This window comes from Enterobacter sp. R4-368 (assembly GCF_000410515.1).
Taxonomy (GTDB): Bacteria; Pseudomonadota; Gammaproteobacteria; order Enterobacterales; family Enterobacteriaceae; genus Kosakonia.
In genome coordinates this window covers 3,036,574-3,057,460 of record NC_021500.1, presented here as the reverse complement: position 1 = coordinate 3,057,460, position 20,887 = coordinate 3,036,574, and the positions used below count along the sequence as shown (strand labels likewise).

The following is a 20,887-nucleotide window of genomic DNA, read 5'->3' as shown; positions in this document are numbered from 1 at the left end:
TCCTCCAGCCCTTGCCTTCCGGGCAAGGGTTGTCAGCCTTTTTTACTTTCCCCTGCCCTCTTCTCACGCCTTCTGGCGTTAAAAATCACCGTTCCCATTTAGGTTAAACCAGGCTATAAAAGCTGGATATTTATACAGATAAAGGTTAGCGGAATGGCACTGGAAAAAGGTATTGCCGGGCTGGTGAGCGACTTTATTGCCGCCGGTCGCCCGTCAGCTCGGGCGAAGAGTATTGATGACCGGCGCAGTGGATATGTCGCCAGCACCGTGCTGGCAGGGGAAACGGAAACGCGCGTTCAGGTTGAAGATATAACGCTTGAAGGCATGACGTTTCGTCTGTTTTCGCCGCAGAACGCCAGCGGTGATCTTCCCGCGTTGATTTACTACCACGGCGGCTGTTTTATTAGCGGCGGCTTCGACACGCACGATAAGCAGTTGCGTCAGCTGGCCTTTTATAGTGGCTGCAAGGTTGTCGCTGTGCAATATCGGTTAGCGCCAGAACATCGCTGGCCTGCCGCACATGATGATGCGCAATCTGGTGCCGATATCGTGTGGAAAAACGCCGAAAAACTCGGTATCGACAGCAAACGTATCACGCTTGCGGGGGATAGCGCAGGCGGTCACCTGGCGCTGGTGACGGCGCTACGGCTGAAAGCTGCGGCGACATGGCAACCGGCGCAACTGGTGTTGATTTACCCGATGCTCGACGCCACCGCCTATTTTGATAGCTATACCTTTAACGGTTCCGATTATGTGATTACCCGCGAGGCGCTGCTTTCAGGCTATGAAATGTATCTTGGCGATACCGATCGCCTGTTGCCGGATGTCAGCCCGCTGTGGCGCGATGATTTTTCCGGTCTGCCGCCGGTGCACATCATTACCGCAGAGTTCGACCCATTATGTGATGAGGGCGAAGCCCTGTTTCAGCACATGACCGAGCAGGGCGTAACCTGCACTTGTTCACAATATCAGGGCGTGATCCATGGCTTCTTCCAGCTTGCCGGGATCAGCCAAAGTGCAAAAGATGCGATAAGAGACGTGGCCGCACGGGTGGCCAGGATATAACCGCGTGAAAAAAGGAGAGCCGATGTCTGTCGTAAGTCCTGTGGAAAAGCAGTTTGCTGCTTACAATGCCCATGATATTGAGGCGTTTACCGCCTGTTTTAGCGACGATTTTATCGCGTATCGCTTGCCATCCACTGAGCCGGCGCTGCAAGGGCTTGAAGCATTACGTGCCTTTTATGCTGCGCATCGCTTTAACAAACCGGCATTACGCGCCGAGTTGCTCTCGCGCACAGTGATGGGCAATAAGGTGTTCGATCACGAAAAAATCTACGGCATCGGCGAGTCGGTGATTGAAAATATGGCCGTCTATGAAGTGCAGGATGGGTTGATCAAAATCGCGTGGTTTTTCTTCGCGCAGTAGGGGTGGTTCGCAGGACGTTGCGCGCCTGTATTGTCAGGCGCGCAGCGGCTTACTCTTCCTCGTTACCGCCCTCTTCGAACGAGCCGAAGGGTTTGGCGGGCAAGACGATATAAATGCCTTCGAAGATCGCACCCTGCTTATCTTCACCAAACAGCTCAACCTGTAGCTGAACGCGCGCTTTGCGCCCGCGCGCCAGACGGTCCAAATCACCGCTTAGCGAGCCAAGATCGGCAATCGCGCTCGGTTTACCGGTGATCGGCGTGCTATAGCGAATGTGCGCATCGGCAAGGATGATGGTGCCGCCGAGATGACGCTCACGCAGCATCAGCCAGATCAGCCCCCAACCGGTGAGCGTCGCCAGGGAAAACAGGCTACCGGCGAACAGCGTGTGGTGCGGATTCTGGTTGCCGGTTTCCGGCATGGTGGTGATAAATTTCTGCCCGGTGTACTGCTGAATACGCACACCCATCTTTTCACTCAGCGGGATATGCTGATACCAGGCCTGCTGCAACTGCCCGCACCAGTCGCCGCGATGCAGAATATCATCGAGCGTGGCGATCGGTTTGATCATCAAAAAGTGGCGTACCGGCGTGGTTTGCGGCGCGGTGATTTCCCCTTCATTGACGAACCCGAGTTTCGCGAAGAACGCCACCGCATCCTCACGGGCGCTACAGGTCACGCGCTTCACCCCTTCCTGGCGGGCCACGGACTCCAGCGTCATCGCCATCAATGTGCCGAGGCCTTTTTCCTGCACGTCCGGATGGACCGCCATAAAGCGAATCGACCCTTCGTTATCTGCGTTGATATACAACCGACCGATAGCGACAATGTTGCCCTCTTCGTCGACAACCATCTGATGATGTGCCATCGCATCCCAGCCATCACGCTCGGAACCTTTCGGTTGATGCAGCGGTTTACGCAGCATTTCCCAGCGGAACTGGTAATAGAGCTCTAACTCTTCTTCCGTTTGCGGTACGCGAAGGTGGTACATAGCAGCACTCTCTCTTGTAACCAGGGGCCACGCCGCAAGCTGGCTCATACTTGCAACCAGAACGTGACGGGGCCGTCGTTGACCAGCGAAACCTGCATATCGGCAGCGAATCGCCCGGTTTGCGTTTCCATTTGCTGGCTGCGGCAACGTTCAACAAAATAGTGGTACAGCGCCTCGGCTTTTTCCGGCGCAGCGCCACGGGAAAACCCCGGACGCATGCCACGTTCTGTATCCGCCGCCAGCGTAAATTGCGATACCACCAGCACACTCCCACCAGCCTGCTGGACGTTAAGATTCATCTTCCCTTCCGCGTCGCCAAAAATACGATACCCCAGCACGCGCTCGCACAGGCGGTTCGCTTTTTGTTCATCGTCTTCCCTTTCGACGCCCAACAACACCAAAAGTCCAGGGCCGATTTCGCCCGTCACCTCACCCGCCACGCTAACGCTCGCGCGGGAAACACGTTGAATTAATGCAATCATGGTTGGTCTGCTTCTTCTTGCTGTGCGGCTATTTTGAGTTTTCGGTATTCACCGAGAGTGACAGTTATTTCTGCGCCAAGCAAGACGATACACCAGGTCCAGTAGACCCAGAGGAACAAAATGGGGATGACAGCCAGCACACCATAAATGAGCTGGTAAGACGGAAACATGGTGATGTAGAGACCAAAAATCTTTTTACCGAACTCAAACAGCAGTGCGGCGACAAACGCGCCGACAATCGCATCGCGGTTCGGCACGCGGGTTGTCGGCACAATGCTGTACAGCAACCAAAAAGAGAGCCACGACAGGATCAGCGGAAATATGCGCAGCACATCATCAATCACGCTATCCAGCTCGCTGGCCCAGCGCAGCGACAGCAAGTAGGAGCTTATCGCCAGGCTGGCACCCGCCAGCAGCGGGCCGAGCGTCAGGATCATCCAGTAGACGGCAAATGAATAAACATGCGGGCGTACACGCGTACTGCGCCAGATGGTGTTTAGCGCCGAATCGATGGAGTACATCAGCAGCAGCGATGTCACCACCAGCCCGCATGCGCCAACCGCCGTCATTTTGGTGGAGTTCGCCACAAACTGCTCAATGTAGTTCTGAATCACATCGCCGGTGGTGGGAATGAAATTGGCAAACACGAAGTGGCGCAACTGGACGCTAATTTCAGAAAACATAGGAAAAACAGCGAATAATGCAAACACCACGGCGATCAGCGGCACCAGCGAAAGCAAAGAGACGTAGGCGAGATTCCCCGCCAGCGTCGTCATATGGTCTTCATCAATGCGCCGCCATAGCAACCGCAACCAGGCAACAAGCGGGCGCGTGCGATGTTTTGCATGATGCCGCAGATTTTTTAGCATAGCTGTTTCGCGAAATAGTCCGGGATGGTCGTTTTATCCGTCACCAGAATACTGGTTATGCCCAGATGTTCCGCGCCGGCGATATTATCCGCATTGTCGTCGAAAAAGACGCTATCTTCGGCAGAGAAACCTTCGAGCGCCAGCACTTGCTGATAAATTCGCGCTTCCGGCTTACGCATCCCCATTTCCTGGGAAAGATAAATATGGTCAGCCGCCGCCTGAATTTCCGGATATTGCTCCGGCCAGTACGTGGTGTGCAGACGGTTAGTATTCGATAACACGACGACCCGATGCCCCTGCTCACGCAGTTTGTGCATGATGTCGACGACCTCTTTGCGCAGCGCGACAAACACGGCCTGCCAGCCGGTAGAAAACTGCTCGTAGCTGAGCGGTAGTTCCATTTCATGACACAGCGCTTTAGCGAAATCTTCGTCGCTGATTTCCCCTCGTTCGTGCTGATGAAACGGCTCGCCCATGGTGAAATTCTGCTTTAAGGTCGCCAGCGGCACACGGCTAAAATCGCTCCAGACACCCAGCACCCGATTGAAGTCGATGTCGACAATCACGTTACCTAAATCAAAGATATAGAGCATTTCTCTCTCCTTGCCAGCCGTGGAGAGTTAACTGTAGCGGGAAAGTTCTGACTTGAATAGTTCGCGGCTTCACGCGAAGAAGATACAGACATAAAAAAAGCCGCTGAAAATCAGCGGCTTTTTCACAAGCAAATAAAGAGCGATTACTCTTCTTTCGCTCCGCGCATTGCGCGTTTACGGTCGTTTTCCGTCAGGTGACGTTTACGAATACGGATAGAGAGCGGGGTCACTTCTACCAGTTCGTCGTCATCGATGAATTCCAGAGCTTGCTCCAGGGTCATCTTGATCGGCGGAACCAGAACCGTAGCTTCGTCTGTACCAGACGCACGCATGTTGGTCAGTTTCTTACCGGTCAGGCAGTTTACCGTCAGGTCGTTAGAACGGCTGTGAATACCGATGATCTGGCCTTCGTAAACTTCCGCGCCGTGACCGAGGAACAACTTACCGCGATCCTGCAGGCCGAACAGTGCGAACGCAACCGCTTTACCCTGACCGTTGGAGATCAGCACACCGTTGTTACGCTGGCCCACTTCACCCGGACGAACATCGTCGTAGTGGCTGAAGGTGGAGTACAGCAGACCGGTACCGGAAGTCATGGTCATGAACTCTGAACGGAAGCCGATCAGACCACGGCTTGGGATCACGTAGTCGAGACGTACGCGGCCTTTGCCGTCCGGATTCATGTTTTTCAGATCGCCTTTACGCTCGCCCAGCGCCTGCATCACAGAACCCTGGTGCTGCTCTTCAACGTCCAGCGTGACGTTTTCGAACGGCTCTTGTTTGCGGCCATCGATTTCGCGGAAGATAACTTTCGGACGGGAAACCGCCATTTCGAAACCTTCACGACGCATGTTCTCAATAAGCACGGACAAGTGCAGCTCACCACGGCCGGAAACGCGGAATGCGTCAGCGTCTTCGGTCTCTTCAACGCGCAGCGCAACGTTGTGCACCAGCTCTTTGTTCAGGCGGTCGAGGATCTGACGTGAAGTCACGTACTTACCTTCTTTACCACAGAACGGAGAGGTGTTGACGTTGAAGAACATGGTTACGGTCGGTTCATCAACAGACAGTGCCGGCAGCGCTTCGACGTTCTGCGGATCGCAGATGGTGTCGGAGATGTTCAGCTCGCCCAGACCGGTGATCGCAATGATGTCGCCGGCTTCGGCGATCTCACTATCGATACGCTCCAGCCCCAGGTGGGTCAGCACTTTGCCGACTTTACCGTTGCGGGTTTTGCCTTCGCTATCAATGATAGTGACTTGCTGGTTCGGTTTTACTTTACCGCGCTTGATACGACCGATGCCGATTACACCAACATAGTTGTTGTAGTCGAGCTGGGAGATCTGCATCTGGAAAGTGCCGTCGAGATCGACGTTCGGAGCAGGTACATGGTCAACAATCGCCTGGTACAGCGGGGTCATGTCTTCAGCCATGTCTTCGTGGTCCATACCCGCGATGCCGTTCAGCGCAGAAGCGTAAACGATCGGGAAGTCCAGCTGCTCGTCGGTCGCGTCCAGGTTAACGAACAGGTCGAATACCTGATCGACAACCCAGTCCGGACGCGCGCCAGGACGGTCAACTTTGTTGATTACCACAATCGGTTTCAGGCCATGGGCAAATGCTTTTTTGGTCACGAAACGCGTTTGCGGCATAGGGCCGTCAAATGCGTCAACCACCAGCAGCACGGAATCGACCATGGACATCACACGCTCAACTTCACCACCGAAGTCGGCGTGCCCTGGGGTATCAACGATGTTGATACGGTAATCATTCCATTTGATAGCGGTGTTTTTAGCGAGGATGGTAATCCCACGCTCTTTCTCCAAATCGTTGGAGTCCATCACACGCTCTTGAGTTTCAGCACGTTCGTCGAACGTACCGGATTGCTGCAGCAGCTTGTCAACCAGGGTCGTTTTACCATGGTCAACGTGAGCAATGATGGCGATGTTACGCAGATTTTCGATCACAACTTTGCCTCAGGCATTAGAAATAGCGCGTTATTGTACACGTATTAATCGAAGGACTAAACAGGATCACAAACATCCTCCGCAAACAAGTATTGCAGAGTTGCTTTGTGATCGCTTTCACGGAGCGTTAAAAGGGGCATTTAACGAAAATTGCACCAATATAGTGCCCAATGTTCACATAAAGGCACTATATTGGTGCAACATAACCATCATGGTGCAGCCCTTTTGCACTATACCGTGCATGATAACGCCTTTTTAGGGGCATTTAAAAGTTGGCATAGATTTCGCTTTAACGATTGTACGATAACTACGCCAGCTTACGTAGTAATTAGAAGACCTCGTTACCACGACGACAATGACAAATCCGGGAGAGTTTAAGTATGTCCGCTGAACACGTTTTGACGATGCTGAATGAGCACGAAGTGAAGTTTGTCGATCTGCGCTTCACCGATACCAAAGGTAAAGAACAGCACGTCACTATCCCAGCCCATCAGGTAAACGCCGACTTCTTTGAAGAAGGTAAAATGTTTGATGGTTCTTCGATTGGTGGCTGGAAAGGCATCAACGAATCAGACATGGTGCTGATGCCGGACGCGACTACCGCTGTCATTGACCCGTTCTACGAAGAGTCTACGCTGATCATTCGTTGCGATATCCTCGAACCAGGCACCATGCAGGGCTACGATCGTGACCCGCGCTCCATCGCTAAACGCGCTGAAGAGTACCTGCGCTCCACAGGTCTGGCAGACACCGTTCTGTTTGGGCCAGAGCCGGAATTCTTCCTGTTCGACGACGTACGTTTCGGCAGCTCCATCTCCGGTTCCAGCGTCGCTATCGACGATATCGAAGGCGCATGGAACACCTCCACCAAATACGAAGGTGGTAACAAAGGTCACCGTCCGGCAGTGAAAGGCGGTTACTTCCCGGTTCCGCCGGTTGATTCATCACAGGATCTGCGTTCCACCATGTGTCTGGTGATGGAAGAGATGGGCCTGGTTGTTGAAGCTCACCACCACGAAGTGGCAACGGCTGGTCAGAACGAAGTGGCTACCCGCTTCAACACCATGACCAAAAAAGCGGACGAAATTCAGATTTACAAATATGTGGTGCACAACGTTGCCCACCGCTTCGGCAAAACCGCGACCTTTATGCCGAAACCGATGTTCGGTGATAACGGTTCCGGTATGCACTGCCACATGTCTCTGTCCAAGAACGGCACGAACCTGTTCTCTGGCGACAAATACGCTGGCCTGTCTGAAATGGCGCTGTACTACATTGGCGGCGTAATCAAACACGCAAAAGCTATCAACGCCCTGTCTAACCCGACCACCAACTCTTACAAGCGTCTGGTCCCGGGTTATGAAGCGCCGGTAATGCTGGCTTACTCTGCACGTAACCGTTCTGCTTCTATCCGTATTCCGGTGGTGGCTTCTCCGAAAGCGCGTCGTATCGAAGTTCGCTTCCCGGATCCGGCTGCTAACCCGTACCTGTGCTTCGCAGCGCTGCTGATGGCCGGTCTGGATGGCATTAAAAACAAAATCCACCCGGGCGAAGCGATGGACAAAAACCTGTATGACCTGCCGGCTGAAGAAGCGAAAGAGATCCCGCAGGTTGCAGGCTCTCTGGAAGAAGCGCTCAACGCGCTGGATGCTGACCGCGAGTTCCTGACTGCTGGTGGCGTGTTCACCGACGACGCTATCGATGCTTACATCGCGCTGCGTATGGAAGAGAACGACCGCGTTCGCATGACGCCGCACCCGGTAGAGTTCGAACTGTACTACAGCGTTTAATAATTAAGACTCGGCAGAAGTCTTGTCGCAGCAAGGTGGCAACCGAATGAGTCCCGATGAGCTTAGTCTATAAGTGATTCGGGCTAATGAGGGCAGCCAACGCTGCTACGGTGAGAAAGATGCCAGAGGATTTTTAGTTGCCGTGGAACTTTTAGCCCATCCCTGGATGGGCTTTTTTCTCCACCAACAACCTGATCTAACGCGCTTTTTATCAATAAAACGCTATACTGCACTAAATTGGTGCACACCTCCGGGAGACTGCTAAATGGCAAGCGGCGTGCTGCCCGATGCTGGGCAGATCCTCAATTCTTTGATCAACAGCATCTTGCTGGTTGATGACGACCTGGCGGTACATTACGCCAACCCTGCGGCACAGCAACTGCTGGCGCAAAGCTCTCGTAAGTTATTCGGCACACCGCTCCCCGAACTGCTGAGTTACTTTTCACTGAACATCGATTTGATGCGGGAAAGTTTGCATGCCGGACAGGGGTTTACCGATAACGAAGTGACCCTCGTGATTGACGGGCGCTCACACATTCTTTCGCTGACGGCGCAGCGTCTGCCGGATGGTTTGATTCTTCTTGAAATGGCGCCGATGGATAACCAGCGCCGTCTCAGCCAGGAGCAGCTCCAGCATGCGCAACAAGTTGCGGCGCGTGATCTGGTACGCGGTCTGGCGCATGAAATTAAAAACCCGCTTGGCGGTTTACGCGGTGCGGCGCAGTTGCTGAGCAAAGCCCTGCCCGATCCAGCGTTACTGGAATACACCAAAGTGATTATCGAGCAGGCTGACCGCTTGCGTAACCTGGTTGATCGCCTGTTAGGGCCGCAACAACCGGGGATGCACGTTACCGAAAGTATTCACAAAGTGGCTGAGCGTGTAGTGAAACTGGTATCGATGGAGCTACCGGAGAATGTCACCTTAACCCGTGATTACGATCCAAGTTTGCCGGAGCTCGCGCACGATCCCGACCAAATCGAACAGGTTTTACTGAATATTGTGCGTAACGCTTTGCAGGCGCTGGGGCCGGAAGGGGGCGAAATTATTCTGCGTACCCGTACGGCCTTCCAGCTAACGCTGCACGGTGTGCGTTATCGCCTCGCGGCGAGAATAGATGTGGAAGATAACGGCCCGGGTATCCCGTCGCACCTGCAGGATACGTTGTTCTATCCGATGGTGAGCGGACGCGAAGGCGGTACCGGGCTGGGGTTATCTATCGCACGCAGTTTGATTGATCAACATTCTGGCAAAATTGAATTTACCAGTTGGCCAGGCCATACCGAATTCTCGGTATTTCTGCCTATTCGGAAGTAGAGGTGTTTATGCAACGAGGGATAGTCTGGATCGTTGATGACGATAGCTCCATCCGTTGGGTGCTGGAACGCGCGCTCACCGGAGCTGGCTTGAGTTGTACAACGTTTGAAAGTGCCAATGAAGTGCTAGACGCACTCACCACCAAAACCCCGGATGTACTGCTTTCGGATATTCGTATGCCAGGGATGGATGGTCTTGCGTTACTGAAACAGATCAAACAGCGCCATCCGATGCTCCCGGTCATCATTATGACCGCGCATTCCGATCTTGATGCGGCGGTAAGCGCGTATCAGCAAGGGGCATTCGATTATCTGCCTAAACCGTTTGATATCGACGAAGCCGTTGCGCTGGTTGAGCGCGCTATCAGCCATTATCAGGAACAGCAGCAGCCGCGCAATGTGCAGGCCAGCGGCCCGACAACTGACATCATCGGTGAAGCACCGGCGATGCAGGATGTGTTTCGCATAATCGGTCGCCTGTCGCGCTCGTCGATTAGCGTATTGATTAATGGTGAATCGGGGACCGGTAAAGAACTGGTGGCTCATGCGCTGCATCGCCACAGTCCGCGTGTGAAAGCGCCGTTTATCGCCCTCAATATGGCCGCCATTCCGAAGGATTTGATTGAATCGGAACTGTTTGGTCACGAAAAAGGGGCGTTTACCGGTGCGAATACGATTCGTCAGGGACGTTTTGAGCAAGCCGATGGCGGGACACTGTTTCTGGACGAAATAGGCGACATGCCGCTGGATGTGCAGACTCGGTTGCTGCGCGTGCTGGCCGATGGCCAGTTTTATCGCGTTGGCGGCTATGCGCCAGTGAAGGTCGATGTCCGTATTATCGCAGCCACACACCAGAACCTGGAACAGCGCGTGCAGGAGGGCAAATTCCGTGAGGATCTGTTTCACCGCCTGAATGTGATCCGCGTTCATTTGCCGCCGCTGCGTGAACGCCGGGAAGATATTCCGCGTTTAGCACGCCACTTTTTGCAAGTCGCCGCCCGTGAACTGGGCGTGGAAACGAAACAACTGCACCCGGAAACCGAAACCGCGTTAACGCGTCTGGCATGGCCGGGTAACGTCCGCCAGCTGGAAAACACCTGCCGCTGGTTAACGGTTATGGCCGCAGGCCAGGAAGTGTTGATTCAGGATTTGCCAGGCGAGTTGTTCGAAACCAGCGTGCCGGACAGCCCTTCGCAGAGCCTGCCGGACAGTTGGGCAACGCTGCTGGCGCAATGGGCGGATCGCGCATTACGTTCCGGTCATCAAAACCTGCTTTCAGAAGCGCAACCGGAAATGGAGCGTACCTTGCTGACCACGGCGCTACGTCACACGCAGGGCCACAAACAGGAAGCGGCGCGGCTGCTCGGATGGGGTCGTAATACCCTGACGCGTAAGTTGAAAGAACTGGGAATGGAGTAGCGTGCGGGTGAAGTGTAAAGAATGAACCGCGATCGCAAATTGCCGTTATTTTGCGCTTTACTGTTACCGGCAGTGACGTATGATCTTGCCCGTTCATGGGAGAGGTCATCATGCTGGAATCATTAATCAATGTGGTCACTGTAGGCGTAGAAGCTGGCGCGTCGGCAAGCCACACACCGCAAACAGCCATCGCGGCTGTTCTGTGTGCCGCGCTGGTTGGGCTGTTTAGCTAATCTTCGCGTTATGCTGCGCTTATCAGGCCTACAGAACGTGTTTTGTAGGCTTGATGCGCCATCTCGTTAAATCACGCGTGAAAACTGCTGCAAACGCGCCTTGCGCCGCAGATAAACATCGAAACACATGCAAATATTGCGGATCAGCAAACGCCCTTTCGCTGTGACTTGCAATCCCTTCTCGTTCATTGCCACCAGCCCGTCCACCACCAGCGGCGCCAGCAGGCGCAAATCCTCGGCAAAATAGTCACGGAAGTTGAGATCCCAGGCACGTTCCACCGCATCGAACTCAAGGCGGAAGTTGCAAATCAACCCTTTGATCACATCACGGCGAATACAGTCGTCACGGGTTAACGCGATACCGCGCCATAGCGCATTTCCGCGCTCGTCCACTTGCTGATAATAGTGTTTCAGCTCTTTTTGGTTTTGCGCGTAGCTATCGCCGATCATGCTAATGGCAGAAACGCCCAATCCCAGCAGATCGCTGTCGCCCTGCGTGGTGTAGCCCTGGAAATTACGATGCAATACACCTTCTCGCTGAGCAATAGCCAGTTCGTCGTCCGGGCGGGCAAAGTGATCCATACCAATAAACTGATAACCGGAGCCGGTCAGCGAAGCGATGGTCTGCTGCAAAATATCGAGCTTCTGCTGCGCCGTCGGCAAATCAGCGTCTTTGATTTTGCGCTGTGCGGCGAATAATGTCGGCAAATGGGCGTAGTTAAAGACGCTCAGGCGATCCGGGCTAAGCGCCGCCACGCGTTGTAACGTAAAAGCGAAGCTTTCCGGCGTCTGTTTTGGCAGGCCGTAAATCAGGTCAATATTGGTCGAGGTAAAACCAATATCGCGGGCATGATTGAGCAGCGCGAAGATAAAGGCTTCATCCTGCTCGCGGTTAACCAGACGCTGAACCTCTTTGTTGAAATCCTGCACGCCCATGCTCAGGCGATTAAAGCCCTCGCTGCGCAGATGATCGAGCACATCCAGTTCGATTTCGCGCGGATCAACTTCGATCGAGATTTCCGCATCAGCATTAAACGCAAAATGACCACGCAGCAGGCTCATCAGGCGGCTGATTTGCGCTTTGTTCAGGTAAGTGGGTGTTCCCCCGCCCCAGTGCAACTGGCTGACGTGGCGACCTGAAAATAGCGGCGCGCGGTGAATAATTTCCTGCTCGAGCGCGTCCAGATACTGATCGGCTTTATGCTGCTGGCGGGTGACAATCTTATTGCAACCGCAGAAGTAGCACAGCTTGTGACAAAACGGGATATGCACATATAGCGACAGCGGTCGCTCAGGATAACGCACTACAGCCTGGCGAAAATCGTCTTCGCCGTAAGCGTCGGAAAACTCCAGCGCGGTAGGATATGAGGTGTAACGCGGCCCGGAATAGTTATATTTCTGGATCAGGGCCAGGTCCCAGTCGATGACTTGCTCAGACATTGTTTACTCCTTCCGATGACGCCGCTGGCGGTTCCGGCGGCCCGGCCTGACCTCGTTTCGGGTCATAAGCCGGTTGCGCAGCCACAGCTTGCGCCGCGACAACCGCTGTAGTTTAACGAATAACCACACCAGATAACATATAACCGGAAGGGTTATAAGCAGGACAGAAAGCCCCATAGAAAAGGATTAGTTGCCGCCTTTCAGCAGACGCATCATATCTTCTTTGCCTTCTTCTTCCTCTTCTTCGTCATCATCGTAAGAGAGGCCGAGCTTCTGCATCAGCTCATCAATGCGGTCCAGTTTGGCATCGACCCACGCTTGATCGTCAGCGCTCAGGGTTTCACCCTCTTCCAGACGTTCCAGTAGCGCGTCCAGGCGCTCATCCGTTTCCAGCATTTCCAGCTCAGCCTGCGGTGAAAGCATAGGTTTCTCGCTCTTAGGTTTGTGCTGCTTGTTGACCGGCGTGTCGGTGACACCCAGCGGGATCGGTTTTTTACTGCCAATACGCGGATCTTTTTGCTGTTTACCCCTTCCGGAGCCAGAAGCGCCGTCGCCACCGTTCGCACGGCTGCCTGAAGCATTACCGCGGTGCTTTTTCTCACGCTTACGATCGCGGCCTTCCTGATTTAACTCTTCACGGGTTTTACGGCGTACTTTACCGCGCGGATTGGTGGACGGTTTTTTCATATTAGTGGTCTTAAGTCGTTTTTCATCAGTATAGAATTGCGGCGGAATCTAGCAGAAAGCAAGCAAAGAAAAAAGGCGACAGTGCAAACTGTCGCCTTTTTTCTTGACCCTTCACCCGTAATGGGTTTTACATTCCGTGTTCGCTATCAACTTGCCCTGTTTATCCGTTAGCGTAGAACGTTCCCTGTTACGGTTCCTTTTCCTTGTTCAACGTCTTCTGACGTTAGTCTCCGGTCTTCGCCTCCTGGCGCTCCTGACCCCTCATTCCGTGAGTTATCCTTCCACAAGCAGCATCCGGCCTTGGTGGGTTACTTTACCCTTCTGAGCTAAACTGACAAGCAGGAAAAGCCCCGGAACCCGCAGTTTAAGAAAATTCTATATACATAACCCTTTGATTAAATAACTTTTAGCCATTTTTTAATCTGCAACTTCTCCGAAAGTTCGTATAACGAAAAGGGCAAATATCTTACATAGCGCGCGGTAATGGCTCACAGCAGAGTTTCTGGCGAGAAAAACAGCCTTTTGCGTGGGTTCAGGTATAATCGCCGCATGCTTTGACGATGGAGACGACCATTTTGACTAACTGGAATTACCAACAGACGCACTTTGTCACCAGTGCGCCTGATATTCGCCACTTACCCGCTGATACCGGCATTGAAGTGGCTTTTGCTGGCCGCTCCAACGCAGGTAAATCGAGCGCACTTAATACCCTGACTAACCAGAAAAACCTGGCGCGAACCTCGAAAACGCCCGGCCGTACGCAGCTGATCAACTTGTTTGAAGTCGCTGAAGGCAAACGTCTTGTCGACTTGCCGGGTTACGGTTACGCGGAAGTGCCGGAAGAGATGAAACTCAAATGGCAGCGCGCACTGGGCGAATACCTCGAAAAACGCCAGTGCCTGCAAGGCCTGGTGGTGCTGATGGATATTCGCCATCCCCTGAAAGATCTTGATCAGCAGATGATCCTGTGGGCAGTCGAGAGCAATCTGCAAGTGCTGGTGCTGCTGACCAAGGCGGATAAACTGGCCAGCGGTGCGCGGAAAGCGCAGCTGAATATGGTACGTGAAGCTGTGCTTGCTTTTAACGGCGAAGTACAGGTTGAAACCTTCTCGTCGCTGAAAAAACAGGGCGTGGATAAACTACGTGAGAAACTGGATGGCTGGTTCAATAACCTGCCGCCAGTGGAAGAAGAAACGGGCGAGTAACCTTCCTATCAAGCGTGGCATTCGCCACGCTTTTTTCTTTCTTTCGCACAATAAAAAACGCCCCAGTCATTTCTGACTGGGGCGGCTAAATATTCAGCCAAATCCGATTACGTGAAGTAAAAGGTCTGAAAGATAGAACATCTTACCTCTGTACCCTACGCGAATAACTCTACTCCCTTTTTAGATCCGGACAAAGCACTTTTTGTAATTTCTTTTCAATTTTTACATAGGGAATTCTAATGATTGTCACAAAACTCACGGTGATTTGTTGCTTACTTACAGAAAAAGCTCTTTACCCACCGAATACTTAGTGCGCTTGATCCCAGTTCTGACCGCTCCCGACTTCCACCAGCAACGGCACATCCAGTTTAGTGCTGCTCTCCATCAGTTCATGGATCTTTTTCGACACGGCCTCAACATCATCTTTGTGCACTTCAAACACCAGTTCATCGTGTACCTGCATGATCAACCGCACGCGCGGTTTCTCGCTTTGCAGCCAGCTATCTACAGCGATCATGGCGCGTTTAATGATGTCCGCAGCCGTTCCTTGCATTGGAGCATTAATCGCCGCACGTTCCGCACCGGCTCGTCTGGCTCCATTGCTGGATTTGATGTCCGGCAAGTAAAGACGACGCCCGTCCAGTGTTTCAACATAGCCACGCTCTTTCGCCTGTGCGCGGGTACGCTCCATATATTCCAGCACGCCAGGATAACGCTCGAAGTAGAGATCCATATACTTCTGCGACTCTTTACGCGGGATATTGAGCTGGCGCGATAAGCCAAAGGCGCTCATGCCGTAAATCAGCCCAAAGTTGATCGCTTTCGCGCTGCGGCGCTGCTCGTTACTGACACTTTCCAGTGGCAAACCAAACACTTCTGCCGCTGTTGCGCGGTGAATGTCTTTACCTTCGGCAAAAGCAGACAGCAGGCCTTTGTCGCGTGACAGGTGCGCCATAATACGCAGCTCGATTTGCGAGTAGTCCGCCGAGACAATGACGTAATCTTTCGGCGCGATAAAGGCCTGGCGAATACGGCGGCCTTCTTCATTACGTACCGGAATATTTTGCAGGTTCGGATCGGTCGAAGATAAACGGCCCGTTGCCGTCACAGCCTGATGATACGAGGTATGCACGCGCCCGGTTTTCGGGTTGATCATCAGCGGTAGCTTATCGGTATAGGTCGATTTCAGCTTCGCCAGCCCACGATGTTCGAGAATGACTTTTGGCAGTGGGTAATCCAGCGCGAGTTCTTCGAGCACCTCTTCCGACGTCGACGGCGCGCCACCAGGCGTTTTCTTCAACGGCTTAATGCCCTGCTTCTCAAACAGAATGGTTTGCAACTGCTTGGTTGACGAGAGGTTAAACGGCTCACCCGCAATTTCGTGCGCCTTTTTCTCCAGCTCTGCCAGGCGCAGCGTCAACTCTTCGGAGTGCTTGTGTAACACGGCGGGATCGATATTGACGCCGTTACGCTCGATACGCGAAATTACCGGCACCAGCGGCATTTCAATGTTCTGGAAGACGTTCAGCGGCCCGGCATTGTTTTGCAGCTCCGGCCACATCTTCAGATGCAGTTGCAGCGTGACATCGGCATCTTCCGCCGCATAACGCCCGGCCTGCTCAAGATCGATCTGATTAAAGGTCAGTTGGTTTTTACCTTTACCGGCGATCTCTTCAAAGGTGATCGTTTTGTGTTTCAGCCAGCGCTCGGAGAGACTGTCCATATCATGACGGCCAGCGACGCTATCCAGCGTGTAGGATTCCAGCATGGTATCGAAGGCAATACCGCGCAGTTCAATGCCGTAATTTTCCAGCACGCCGCGATCGTATTTAAGGTTCTGCCCCACTTTACGGACATTTTCATCTTCCAGTAGCGGTTTCAGCAATTCCAGCACGCGTTCGCGCGGAATTTGATCCGGAGCATCAAGATAATCATGCGCAACTGGCACATAAGCCGCGATACCCGGTTCGGTCGCAAAGGAGAGGCCAACCAGGTTGGCGCTGATATTGTCCAGGCTGTCGGTTTCCGTATCGAAAGCAAAGAGCGGTGCGCTTTTCAGTTTGCCAATCCATGTTTGCAACGTCTCTTCATCGAGAATGGTGACGTAATTTTCCGCTGACAGCGCGGCTGCGGGAATATCAGCTTCTGCCTCAATCTCAATGGTTTCCTGCGGTTTCGCCGCCGGTTTACTGCCTTTCGCCTGGAGCCACTTGCCCGCTTCTACATCTGCGCTCCAGCGTTTGAATTCATATTTCTTAAACAGCTCAAGAAGCTCCTGCGCCGCAGGCTGCTGAACCTCCAGCTGTTCGCAGGTCAGATCCAGTTCAACATCCGTTTTGATCGTGGCCAGTTGGTAAGAGAGGTAAGCCACCTCTTTGTTCTGCTCAAGCTTCGCCGCCATGGTTTTGGCACCGCGGAAGGTGAGCCCGGCGATTTTATCCGATTCGGCATAGAGCGTATCCAGGCCGCCCAGCCCTTGTAGCAGCGCCTGCGCCGTTTTCTCGCCAACACCTGGCACACCTGGAATATTATCTGAGGAGTCCCCCATCAGAGCGAGGAAATCGATAATTAACTCCGGCGGGACACCATATTTTGTCACCACTTCATCCGGGCCAAGGATCGTGTTGGTCATGGTATTGATAAGCGTAATATTCGGCGTCACCAGCTGCGCCATATCTTTATCACCTGTGCTTATCAGCACGGGCCGCCCCGCTTTTTCGGCTTCACGCGCCAGCGTACCGATGACATCATCCGCTTCAACGCCGGAGACCGCCAGTAATGGCAATCCCATCGCTTTTACCATGGTGTGCAGCGGCTCAATTTGCGCACGCAAATCGTCCGGCATTGGCGGGCGATGTGATTTGTAATGCTCAAACAGTTCATCACGGAAGGTTTTGCCTTTCGCATCAAACACCACCGCAGCATGTGTCGGCTGGTATTGCAAAATCAGGCTGCGCAGCATGTTGAGCACGCCGTACATAGCGCCAGTAGGCTCACCGGCACTGTTGGTCAGTGGCGGAAACGCATGATACGCGCGATAAAGGTAAGACGAGCCGTCAACAAGGATAAGTGGGTTTTCTGGGATCTGAACCATGATGTCCATGCCTGTTTATCAAATTATGGTTAAAGGATGCCACAGACAGGGAGAAAACATGAGTTTTTCGCGGAAAATGCCGAAAAGATTTCGCGATCGTCGGGATCGCTCGCATAAACATCCTGTGGATAAGTTTGTGAATAGTTTTTATCAGGCTGGACTTTTGTGCCATTTCGCCCATCGCAGGATTATACAAATTATTTATATTCAATGAGTTATAATATAAAAGATGATCGTTATTGCTATTTGCTGACAATTTACGCTGTGTGGATATAAGTAATTTTGATTTGATTTATTGCCAATAATTCCTCAGGTATTACCAGCAAGGTTTAAGCATTCCTGATAACCGTTTTCTGTTAAGATCTGCGCCTTGCGCTTGTTTTAGTGTGCTTTTAGCAGCTAACTTTCTGAATAATATAACTATGTCGAGATTCCTTGCGGTAGCCACTCTATTTTTGAGTGTCCTGCTCACCATATTGGTTACCATTTTTTGCTCCGTGCCCATTATTATCGCCGGAATGCTCAAGCTGTTAATTCCCGTTCCTGCGGTATGGCGCGCGATCTCCGCTTTCTGCAATTTTATGATGTATTGCTGGTGTGAAGGGCTTTCCTGGTTATTGCATCTCAACCCTTATTTAAAATGGGATGTTGAAGGGCTCGAAGGCCTGGATAAGAAGAACTGGTATTTGCTGATCTGCAATCATCATAGTTGGGCAGATATTGTGGTGTTATGTGTACTGTTTCGTAAACATATTCCCATGAACAAATATTTCCTTAAACAGCAACTGGCGTGGGTACCTTTTATTGGCCTAGCCTGCTGGGCGCTGGATATGCCTTTTATGCGTCGTTACTCCAGAAGTTATCTGATTCGCCACCCTGAACGTCGGGGTAAAGATGTCGAAACTACGCGCCGTTCATGCGAGAAATTTCGCTTTCACCCAACCACTATTGTGAACTTTGTTGAAGGCTCACGCTTTACGGAAGAAAAACGCCAACAGACACGCTCTTCTTTCAAAAACCTGCTGTCGCCAAAAGCAGCAGGTGTTGCCATGGCGCTAAATGTATTGGGTAAACAGTTCGATAAATTGCTTGATGTTACGCTCTGTTATCCGGAAAACGACCGGACGCCGTTCTTTGATATGCTCAGCGGTAAGCTGACGCGTATTGTCGTGCGAGTCAATTTATTGCCGGTGGATGAAGCGCTACATGGGGACTACGTTAACGATAAGAATTTTAAACGGCGTTTCCAGCAGTGGCTGAATAAACTGTGGCTTGGAAAAGACGAACTGATTGATACTATCAAAGCAGAATACAAAAACGCCGGTCAGTGACCGGCGTTATTTTTACTTCTTCTCAACCAGATATTTCACGGTATTTGCGTAGTCCTGAACGAAGGCATCCAGGCTGCTCCCGTCCATACCCTGCAGGTTAACCTGGTATTTCCCGTTAACAAACATGGCAGGAACACCCTGCAGTTGTAAATCCGCAGCCGCTTTTTCTTGCTGAGCAACCAGCGATTTCACCACGAAGCTGTTCCACGCAGCATCATACTCTTCGCCTTTCACGCCCGCGCTGATGAAGACATCGCGAATATCAGCAACAGACTTCACGGTTTGCGTTTTCTGCACGGCTTCAAACAGTGGAGAGGTGATTTTATCTTCCACACCAAGCGCCATGGCCACAGCCCACGCCTGCGTCATCTCTTTACCCAGTGGGCCTAAGAATTCCACGTGGTATTTGGTCATTTTTGTCCCTTCTGGCAGCTTCTTCTTCACCGCGTCAGCAACATGCCAGACCTGTTCAAAGTCGTAGCAATGCGGGCAATAAAACGAGAAGAACTCAAGCACCTGCGGCTCTCCCGCCACTGGCTTATCAAGCGTAATAAATTGCTTGCCGTCTGTAGGTTGTGCTGCTGAGGCGCTAAAAGCCAGAATCATTCCTGCCAGCGCCAGCCAAATCTTCTTCATGGTCAACTCTCTCCATTTAATACATTGGTGTTAATGCTAAAGGTGGTTCTTGAAGAACTTTCACCTGTTCAAGAAAAATCAATATTTGCCTGCGCCAGTGATCTTCACTACTCAGCCACGGAAAATTTTTGGGAAATGCTGGATCGTCCCAACGACGAATCAGCCATGCCAGATAGTAAACCAGGCGCATGGCGCGTAGCGGCTCCATTAACCCCAGCTCAGCCATGTTGAATTCACTGAATTCTTCGTAGGCCTCGACAATTATCTCCAGTTGCATACGCTGCTCGGCTTTATCGCCGTGTAGCAACATCCAGAGATCCTGTACGGCGGGGCCATTACGGGCATCGTCTAAATCAACGAACATTGGCCCGTCTCGCCAGAGAATATTCCCTGCATGGCAATCACCATGCAGACGCAGAAGATTAAAACGATTATGCCATTGCGCCATTACAGCATCGATAAGCTTATCGGCTGCACGCAAAAATTCATCTTTTAAAGCAGAAGGAACGAGCGTTGATGTTTCAAAAAGTTGGCGTGGCTCAATCAGATATTCTTTAACGCCTATTTCAGGACGACTTGTAAAACGCTTTTTACTGCCGGTTTGATGCATACGGCCAAGGTAGCGGCCCACCCACTCCATTTGCTCCAGGTTGTCGGCTTCAAACTGACGGCCGCCAACGCTTGGGAAAACGGCGAAAAAGAAGTCCTGATGCGTGAGTAAGGTTTGATTGTTGAAAGCGAGCGGGGCCGCAACTGGCACGTCATCACGCTGCAAATCTAAAGCAAATTCATGCTCTTCAAGAATTTGTTCTGCAGACCAACGCGCCGGGCGGTAAAACTTCACCACATAGCGTTTGCGATCTTCATCCTGAAACTGATAAACGCGGTTTTCATAGCTGTTAAGCGGGGTAAGCCCGGAATCCACCCGGATCCCCTGCTCAAACAGCGCATCCATAATGGTATCCGGGTGTAATGTCTGAAAAGTAAAGGCGTTGCAGGTCATCCTGGGATCCGAAAATACGACTAATAATTCAGGATATCATTTCGTAGCGTATTCGGTTGCGCCGCTTACAAGCTTTTACTCTTTAATCACGCCGCGCGCGCGCAACAGCGCGGTTTTAAAATCCTCTTCATAATCCTTCTGAATGCCGGGGATCACCGCATCTTTCGAGGAGTCGCGCATTTTCAGGTGATAGATCAGGATGTCATCACTTAAATCCACCAGGTCGCCTTGATAACCTGACTCTTGCGCCAGTTTCTGCAAAAATTGCACTAAATTAAGCTCCGGCTCTTTTTGCCATGCGGGCTGGAGAAGTTCGATAACTTCATTCAGGCGTTTACATTTCATAATCGTGCTCCTTACTCTGGGTACAGACACGTTAGCAGGGTAAAACCCACAATAAAAGAGGC

Annotated in this window: 20 protein-coding genes; 8 read left to right on the top strand and 12 right to left on the bottom strand. The window is 52.2% G+C overall.

The genetic code is table 11. The features are described 5' to 3' along the window. The first annotated feature begins 153 nt into the window (after window positions 1-153). Together H650_RS14375 and H650_RS14370 are read left to right on the top strand one after the other, a co-directional pair. Complete coding sequence (locus H650_RS14375) at window positions 154-1,065, top strand: alpha/beta hydrolase (protein WP_020455894.1); 912 nt, start codon at window positions 154-156, stop codon at window positions 1,063-1,065. Window positions 1,066-1,087: 22 nt separating this feature from the next. Then, entirely contained in the window at window positions 1,088-1,426 is a 339-nt protein-coding gene (locus tag H650_RS14370; protein WP_020455893.1) for a nuclear transport factor 2 family protein, read from the top strand. A 49-nt stretch (window positions 1,427-1,475) separates the two neighbouring features. On the opposite strand, the gene fabY is transcribed toward H650_RS14370, so the two are convergent. The 5 genes from fabY to typA form a co-directional block, all read right to left on the bottom strand. Further along, a complete protein-coding gene (fabY, locus tag H650_RS14365; RefSeq protein ID WP_020455892.1) occupies window positions 1,476-2,417 on the bottom strand; it encodes a fatty acid biosynthesis protein FabY in 942 nt (313 codons plus the stop codon). A 44-nt stretch (window positions 2,418-2,461) separates the two neighbouring features. Then, window positions 2,462-2,899: a D-aminoacyl-tRNA deacylase gene (dtd, locus tag H650_RS14360; protein ID WP_017459695.1), complete on the bottom strand. Its 438-nt coding sequence runs from the start codon at window positions 2,897-2,899 to the stop codon at window positions 2,462-2,464. Then, complete coding sequence (locus H650_RS14355; protein WP_020455891.1) at window positions 2,896-3,768, bottom strand: virulence factor BrkB family protein; 873 nt, start codon at window positions 3,766-3,768, stop codon at window positions 2,896-2,898. The genes dtd and H650_RS14355 overlap by 4 nt, the downstream gene beginning before the upstream one ends. Beyond that, complete coding sequence (yihX, locus tag H650_RS14350; RefSeq protein ID WP_020455890.1) at window positions 3,762-4,361, bottom strand: glucose-1-phosphatase; 600 nt, start codon at window positions 4,359-4,361, stop codon at window positions 3,762-3,764. The genes H650_RS14355 and yihX overlap by 7 nt, the downstream gene beginning before the upstream one ends. Window positions 4,362-4,504: 143 nt before the next feature. Continuing rightward, window positions 4,505-6,328, bottom strand: a complete 1,824-nt coding sequence (typA, locus tag H650_RS14345) for a ribosome-dependent GTPase TypA (RefSeq protein ID WP_017460103.1) — start codon at window positions 6,326-6,328, stop codon at window positions 4,505-4,507. A 380-nt stretch (window positions 6,329-6,708) separates the two neighbouring features. Here typA and glnA point away from each other — a divergent pair, with 380 nt between their 5' ends. From glnA to H650_RS25760, 4 genes are all read left to right on the top strand, one after another. Next, window positions 6,709-8,118, top strand: coding sequence for a glutamate--ammonia ligase (gene glnA, locus H650_RS14340; RefSeq protein WP_020455889.1), 1,410 nt, complete (start codon window positions 6,709-6,711; stop codon window positions 8,116-8,118). Window positions 8,119-8,383: 265 nt separating this feature from the next. Beyond that, window positions 8,384-9,433, top strand: coding sequence for a nitrogen regulation protein NR(II) (glnL, locus tag H650_RS14335; RefSeq protein ID WP_017460101.1), 1,050 nt, complete (start codon window positions 8,384-8,386; stop codon window positions 9,431-9,433). A gap of 8 nt (window positions 9,434-9,441) precedes the next feature. Beyond that, on the top strand, window positions 9,442-10,851 hold the full coding sequence (gene glnG, locus H650_RS14330; RefSeq protein WP_020455888.1) for a nitrogen regulation protein NR(I): 1,410 nt from the start codon (window positions 9,442-9,444) through the stop codon (window positions 10,849-10,851). A 110-nt stretch (window positions 10,852-10,961) separates the two neighbouring features. Further along, the gene (locus H650_RS25760) at window positions 10,962-11,084 is read left to right on the top strand and encodes a YshB family small membrane protein (protein WP_020455887.1); all 123 of its coding nucleotides are present in this window, start codon (window positions 10,962-10,964) and stop codon (window positions 11,082-11,084) included. Between the two features lie 66 nt (window positions 11,085-11,150). Here H650_RS25760 and hemN read toward each other — a convergent pair whose 3' ends face one another. After that, window positions 11,151-12,524 carry an oxygen-independent coproporphyrinogen III oxidase gene (gene hemN / locus H650_RS14325; RefSeq protein ID WP_020455886.1) on the bottom strand — a complete coding sequence of 458 codons (1,374 nt, stop codon included), beginning with the start codon at window positions 12,522-12,524 and terminating at the stop codon, window positions 11,151-11,153. A gap of 186 nt (window positions 12,525-12,710) precedes the next feature. After that, the gene (yihI, locus tag H650_RS14320) at window positions 12,711-13,211 is read right to left on the bottom strand and encodes a Der GTPase-activating protein YihI (RefSeq protein ID WP_017460097.1); all 501 of its coding nucleotides are present in this window, start codon (window positions 13,209-13,211) and stop codon (window positions 12,711-12,713) included. A gap of 575 nt (window positions 13,212-13,786) precedes the next feature. Between yihI and yihA the strand changes: the two genes are divergently transcribed. Further along, window positions 13,787-14,416 (top strand): ribosome biogenesis GTP-binding protein YihA/YsxC, encoded by a 630-nt coding sequence (yihA, locus tag H650_RS14315; protein ID WP_044489766.1) that lies wholly within the window; start codon window positions 13,787-13,789, stop codon window positions 14,414-14,416. Between the two features lie 93 nt (window positions 14,417-14,509). Here the strand turns inward: yihA and spfP are convergent, their stop codons facing one another. After that, the gene (spfP, locus tag H650_RS26230) at window positions 14,510-14,557 is read right to left on the bottom strand and encodes a small protein SpfP (RefSeq protein WP_071892919.1); all 48 of its coding nucleotides are present in this window, start codon (window positions 14,555-14,557) and stop codon (window positions 14,510-14,512) included. A 166-nt stretch (window positions 14,558-14,723) separates the two neighbouring features. Beyond that, a complete protein-coding gene (gene polA, locus H650_RS14310; protein WP_020455884.1) occupies window positions 14,724-17,510 on the bottom strand; it encodes a DNA polymerase I in 2,787 nt (928 codons plus the stop codon). Window positions 17,511-17,932: 422 nt separating this feature from the next. Between polA and yihG the strand changes: the two genes are divergently transcribed. Next, the gene (gene yihG / locus H650_RS14305) at window positions 17,933-18,841 is read left to right on the top strand and encodes a 1-acylglycerol-3-phosphate O-acyltransferase, YihG family (protein WP_044489534.1); all 909 of its coding nucleotides are present in this window, start codon (window positions 17,933-17,935) and stop codon (window positions 18,839-18,841) included. Between the two features lie 12 nt (window positions 18,842-18,853). On the opposite strand, the gene dsbA is transcribed toward yihG, so the two are convergent. The 3 genes from dsbA to H650_RS14290 all read right to left on the bottom strand — a co-directional run bounded on the left by dsbA (window position 18,854) and on the right by H650_RS14290 (window position 20,825). Then, window positions 18,854-19,477 carry a thiol:disulfide interchange protein DsbA gene (dsbA, locus tag H650_RS14300; RefSeq protein ID WP_020455881.1) on the bottom strand — a complete coding sequence of 208 codons (624 nt, stop codon included), beginning with the start codon at window positions 19,475-19,477 and terminating at the stop codon, window positions 18,854-18,856. A gap of 16 nt (window positions 19,478-19,493) precedes the next feature. After that, window positions 19,494-20,480 carry a serine/threonine protein kinase gene (locus H650_RS14295; protein ID WP_044489533.1) on the bottom strand — a complete coding sequence of 329 codons (987 nt, stop codon included), beginning with the start codon at window positions 20,478-20,480 and terminating at the stop codon, window positions 19,494-19,496. Between the two features lie 75 nt (window positions 20,481-20,555). Further along, complete coding sequence (locus tag H650_RS14290; RefSeq protein ID WP_017460091.1) at window positions 20,556-20,825, bottom strand: YihD family protein; 270 nt, start codon at window positions 20,823-20,825, stop codon at window positions 20,556-20,558. Window positions 20,826-20,887 lie beyond the last annotated feature (62 nt).